This window comes from Allobosea sp. AAP35 (genome assembly GCF_001295925.1).
GTDB lineage: Bacteria > Pseudomonadota > Alphaproteobacteria > Rhizobiales > Beijerinckiaceae > Allobosea.
The window spans coordinates 1-5066 of sequence record NZ_LJHQ01000083.1; the positions used below are offsets into that span (position 1 = coordinate 1).

Here is a 5066-nt window from a genome sequence, read left to right on the forward strand (position 1 = left end):
CGTCATGGCGGGCAACAGGGAGGGAGCGGCCAGCGCCTTGAACACCGCCGCCGTCTCGACGGGGACGCCCGGATTGACCAGCAGCGCGAACAGTGGCGGCAGGGTCAAAGGCCGGCCGAGGCGCTCGCCGATACCGGACATAATGCGCGCGCGGGAGGCCAGACAGACCGGCACATCGGCGCCGACCGTGGCGGCGGCGCGCAGGAGTGCGGAATCGTCGGCGGCAAGCCCGTTGAGCCGCGCCAGCAGGCGAAGCGCGGCGGCAGCATCGGCCGAGCCGCCGCCGATCCCCGAGGCGACCGGCAGGCGCTTGACCAGGTGAAAGCGGCCGGTGCGGAGCGGGCCGGTCTTGGCTTCAAGTGCACGCGCCGCGCGCAGGATCAGATTGGTGTCGTCGGCGGACAGCCCCTGCCCGCGCGGACCGTCGATCGTCAGGGCAAGTTCAGGGCTGGGTTCAAGCGAGAGCGTGTCGCCCGCGCCGGCGAAGGCGACGAGGCTTTCGAGCTCGTGATAGCCGTCGGCGCGGCAGCCCAGCACGCGCAATGTCAGGTTGACCTTGGCGCGGGCGCGGGTGGTGAGGGGGGCTTCAGGCGGCAACACGACAGCCATCCCCAACGGCAAAGATCACAGCGGAAGACGGGCGATCCGGATTGCCATCACCAGCACCGTGATTCCGGGCGAAGCGCAGCGGAGACCCGGAATCCATCATCGAGCGCCGTCGAGTCCTATGATGGATTCCGGAGCGGCGCCGCTTTCGCGGCTTGTCCGGAATGACGGAGAGGGTCTTCGCAACGACAGCTAGCTCAGCCGCCATCCTTCTTCGGTTCGGCCGGGTCTTTCGGCTCGATCGCGTTGGCGTTGGGGCCATCTTCCATGCCGCGCTCGATCTTGCGCTTGATCTTGACCAGATCCTCGGGCTCGGGATTGAGGTCGCGGGCGTGGTTCCACTGGAAACCGGCCTCGAGCTTGCGGCCCGTCTTCCAGTAGACGTCGCCGAGATGGTCGTTGATGACCGGATCGGAGGGGCGCAGTTCCATGGCGCGTTCGAGTTCGCGCGTCGCCTCGGTGTAGCGGCCCAGGCGGTAATAGGCCCAGCCGAGCGAATCGGTGATGTAGCCATCGCGCGGGCGCAGTTCGACGGCGCGGCGCAGCATGTCGAGCGCCTCGTCGAGCTTGAGATGCTGATCGACCAGCGAATAGCCGAGATAGTTCAGGACCAGCGCGCGCTCGCGGCCAAGCGGCTCGGGCAGGAGTTCGAGCGCCTTGCGCAGATCGGCCTCGGCCTCGGGCCAGCGCTTGATGCGCTCACGGGCGATGCCGCGGAAATAGAACAGATCCCAATTGGCGCGGCCGGGCGAGGCGATCTTGGCGATCGCCTTGTCATAGGTGTCGGCGGCCTCCTGGAACATCTTGCGCGAGCGATAGATGTTGCCGAGCGCCGAGAGCGCATCGACATCGTTAGGGCGCTCCGCGATCAGGCTGGTGAGGTGCTTCACCGCCTCTTCGGATTTGCCGAGATTTTCGAGCGCGAGCCCGGCCTGGATTTCGGCATTGGGACGCAGCGGCGAGGTCGCCGGCATCTTTTCATAGACCGCGACCGCATCCTCGGGCTGGCGGGCGCGCTCCAGGATGTCGCCCAGCGTGAGGATGGCCAGGTCGTGATTGGGGTCGAGATAGATCGCCAGCCGCAGATAGAGGAGCGCCGCGGCTTCGTCGCCCTGGCGGTTGCCGGCGCTGGCAAGCCCGTAGAGCACCTCGGCCGCGCCCTGCTGGGCGTTGCCGACCTGGCGCGGCGGGGCCTGCTTCGCGGCGACCTTGGCCAGCCCGTCGCGAACGATGGGGTGATTGGGCAACAGCCGGTCGAACTCGCCATAGGTCGTGGCGGCGGCTTCGAAATCGCCATTGCGCGCCTGCATGCGAGCCCAGAGATCGACCAGGCGCAGCGTGGTCTTTTCCGAATCATAGGCGCTCTTGAGGCGCTTCTCGGCGTCGGCCTTGCGGCCGGCGGCATCGAGAATCAGGCCGGCGTGATAGTCGCGGAAGAGGTTGTAGGAAGCCTCGCCCTTCAACCGCTCGAGCGTCTCGATGGCGCGGGTGGTCTGGCCCGAACCGAGATAGGCCCAGGCCGAGAGCAGCGTCGCGGTGATGTCGGCCGCGCGGCCGCGCCCGCCACGCTGGAGATGGTTGCGCGCGGTCTGGTAGTTCTTCTGCTTCAGCGAGCGGATGCCCGCGGCCAGCTGCGCCAGGCCGTTGCTGGGGTCGCGCTGGATCAGGCGGTCGGCGGCGCGAAACGCGTCCGACATGGCGCCATCGGCCAGAAACGCGACAAAAGCCCGCTCCAGCAGATCATTGTTTTGCGGATCGCCCTTGATCGCCTCGCGCAGGAAGACAGACGCCGCGCCGAGATCGCGCCCGGCCCCTGCGACGATCGCGGCGAGGTAATTGCCCTCGAGGCTCTCGGCGGGATCGAGCTGCTCAGTGCTACGAGGGGTCGCGCCCTGAGCGAGGGCCGCGGCCGGCTGGGCCAGCAGCAATGCCAAGGCGGCCGCCGTGAGCGCGCCACGGCTGTTCATTCGAAATACCACGACTGCCATTCTCCCTGCGTCCGCCGCCACGATCGCCGCGGGAGGCGTGGTCATTCAGCGCGACCGTGACCGCTTCGCGTAAGCTCCCAAGATGGCCGTTTCCAGGCAGCCCGGCAAGCCTTCGCCGGCCGATGCCCGGGCTTCGTAGCCGGCATGCCACAGTGGCGCGAAACCGCAGGGCGCCGTAGCGTAAACTCGATTTTCTTATCGTTATGACAGGATGGATGACGTTACGTTGCTTGGGTCCACGCCCGACATTGTGATTCGAACAGGATATCCCTCATGAAGAAGCTCGTTCTCAGCCTCGCAGCCGTTGCTCTGCTCGCCGGGTTCGCCGCCGGTTGCGCCCAGCCGCAGAAGCCGACCCCGGCCGTCACCCGCAAGGGCTGATCCGGCCTCCCTGCCGGTCCTTAACGCCAAAAAAAGGGGGCCTGCCACGATCGGCAGGCCCCTTTTTTATCGTTTCATCGCAGGCGCGATGGCGCCGATCACATATTCGCGTAGCCGGGACCGCCGCCGCCCTCGGGCACCGTCCAGGTGATGTTCTGGGCCGGGTCCTTGATGTCGCAGGTCTTGCAGTGGACGCAGTTCTGCGCGTTGATCACGAAACGCGGATCGGTCTTTGCATCCGCATCCTTGTAGACGACCTCGTAGACGCCGGCCGGGCAGTAGAGCCGCGCGGGCTCGCCATAGAGCGGCAGGTTCTTGTCGATCGGGATCGACGGGTCGGTCAGCTTCAGATGGGCCGGCTGGTCCTCCTCGTGATTGGTCGAGGAGAGGAAGACCGAGGACAGCTTGTCGAAGGTGATCTTGCCGTCGGGCTTCGGGTAGACGATCGGCTTGACCTCGCTCAGCAGCTTCAGCGTCGCATGGTCGGGCTTGCCGTGCTTCATCGTGCCGAAGGGCGACCAGCCGAAGAGTTGGTTCAGCCACATGTCGATGCCGCCAAGGCCGATGCCAAGCAGCGTGCCGTATTTCGACCAGAGCGGCTTGACGTTGCGCACGGGCTTGAGATCAGCGCCGATGGCGCTCTCGCGCCAGCTCGTCTCGATCTCGACGACCTCGTCATGCGAGCGGCCGGCCGCCAGCGCGGGCACGAGCTTTTCGGCCGCGAGCATGCCGGAGACGACGGCGTTGTGGCTGCCCTTGATGCGCGGCACGTTGACGAAGCCCGCCGCGCAGCCGATCAGCGCGCCGCCCGGGAAGGTCAGCTTCGGAACCGACTGCCAGCCGCCCTCGGTGATGGCGCGCGAGCCGTAGGAGAGGCGCTTAGCCCCGTCGAACAGGTCCTTGATCAGCGGATGGGTCTTGAAGCGCTGGAACTCATCGAAGGGCGAGAGCGTCGGGTTGGTGTAGTTGAGATGGATGACGAACCCCACCGAGACCAGGTTGTCGTCGAAGTGATAGATGAAGGAGCCGCCGCCTGTGGTGCCGTCGAGCGGCCAGCCGAAGGAGTGCTGGACCCGGCCCTTGACGAACCTCTCCGGCGCGACCTGCCAGATCTCCTTGAGGCCGATGCCGTATTTCTGGGGCTCGCGGCCTTCATCGAGGCCGTATTTGCGGATCGCGATCTTGGCGAGCGAGCCGCGCACGCCCTCGCCCAGCAGCGTATAGCGGCCGCGCAATTCCATGCCGCGCGTATAGCGCTCCGAGACCGTGCCGTCCTTGGCGACGCCCATGTCGCCGGTGGCGATGCCGACGACCGCGCCCTCTTCGTTGAAGAGCAGTTCGGCGGCGGCGAAACCCGGATAGATCTCGACGCCGAGCGCCTCGGCACGCGCCGCAAGATACTTCGTCACGAGGCCGAGCGAGCCGACGAAATTGCCGTGGTTGTTCATCAGCTTCGGCATGCCGAAATTGGGCAGGCGGATGCCGTTGGGCTCCGTCAGGAAGTAGAAGATATCCTCGCTGACCTCCGTGTTCAGGGGGCGAGCGTCGTCCTGGCGCCAGTCGGGCAGGAGCGCGTCGAGGCCCGTTGGGTCGATCACCGCGCCCGAAAGAATGTGCGCGCCGACCTCGGCGCCCTTCTCGACCACGACGACGGAAACGGTCTCGTCGAGCTGCTTGAGACGGATCGCGGCCGCCAGCCCGGCGGGGCCGGCGCCGACGATGACGACGTCGTAATCCATGCTTTCGCGCGGTTCGGCCCGTGCCTGTTCGAGATCCATCCTGCCCTCCGAAAGCCTGCTCTCGAGACCCGCCTTCGGCCTCGAACCAATTAGTTTATATGTAAACAATCCCACTTGCCGCTTCAAGGCGGCGGGGTGGACACTCTGGAAACCCTCTATCCAAGCGTGGGGTTCAATTTGCAACCGGGCAGCGACCGTGCGGCGCTCCAGGACACAGGCCGGCGCCTCGCTTCTACCTCCCCCCGCTTGCGGTGGGAGGGCCGGGGTGGGGGGCAGTGCCGCCGGGTGAGACGATTCAGGACCGTGCTCCGACTTTCCGGCCCCCCACCCTAACCCTCCCCACCGCAAGCGG

3 protein-coding genes are annotated in these 5066 nt (G+C 66.6%); all 3 read right to left on the reverse strand.

Annotation, left to right across the window (positions count from 1 at the left end; translation table 11 throughout):
* On the reverse strand, positions 1 to 600 hold a 600-nt coding region (locus IP69_RS21230), incomplete at its 3' end, for a 4-(cytidine 5'-diphospho)-2-C-methyl-D-erythritol kinase (RefSeq protein WP_248306930.1).
* A 203-nt stretch (positions 601 to 803) separates the two neighbouring features.
* Positions 804 to 2573, reverse strand: coding sequence for a tetratricopeptide repeat protein (locus tag IP69_RS21235; RefSeq protein WP_082359522.1), 1770 nt, complete (start codon positions 2571 to 2573; stop codon positions 804 to 806).
* A 500-nt stretch (positions 2574 to 3073) separates the two neighbouring features.
* Positions 3074 to 4753, reverse strand: coding sequence for an electron transfer flavoprotein-ubiquinone oxidoreductase (locus tag IP69_RS21240; protein ID WP_054144824.1), 1680 nt, complete (start codon positions 4751 to 4753; stop codon positions 3074 to 3076).
* Between the last annotated feature and the right edge of the window lie 313 nt (positions 4754 to 5066).

What these genes read in the sequence shown, in the direction of transcription:
- IP69_RS21235 (WP_082359522.1), bottom strand. Translation starts at nt 2,573, where the DNA reads ATGAACAGCCGTGGCGCGCTCACGGCGGCCGCCTTGGCATTGCTGCTG.
- IP69_RS21240 (WP_054144824.1), bottom strand. Translation starts at nt 4,753, where the DNA reads ATGGATCTCGAACAGGCACGGGCCGAACCGCGCGAAAGCATGGATTAC.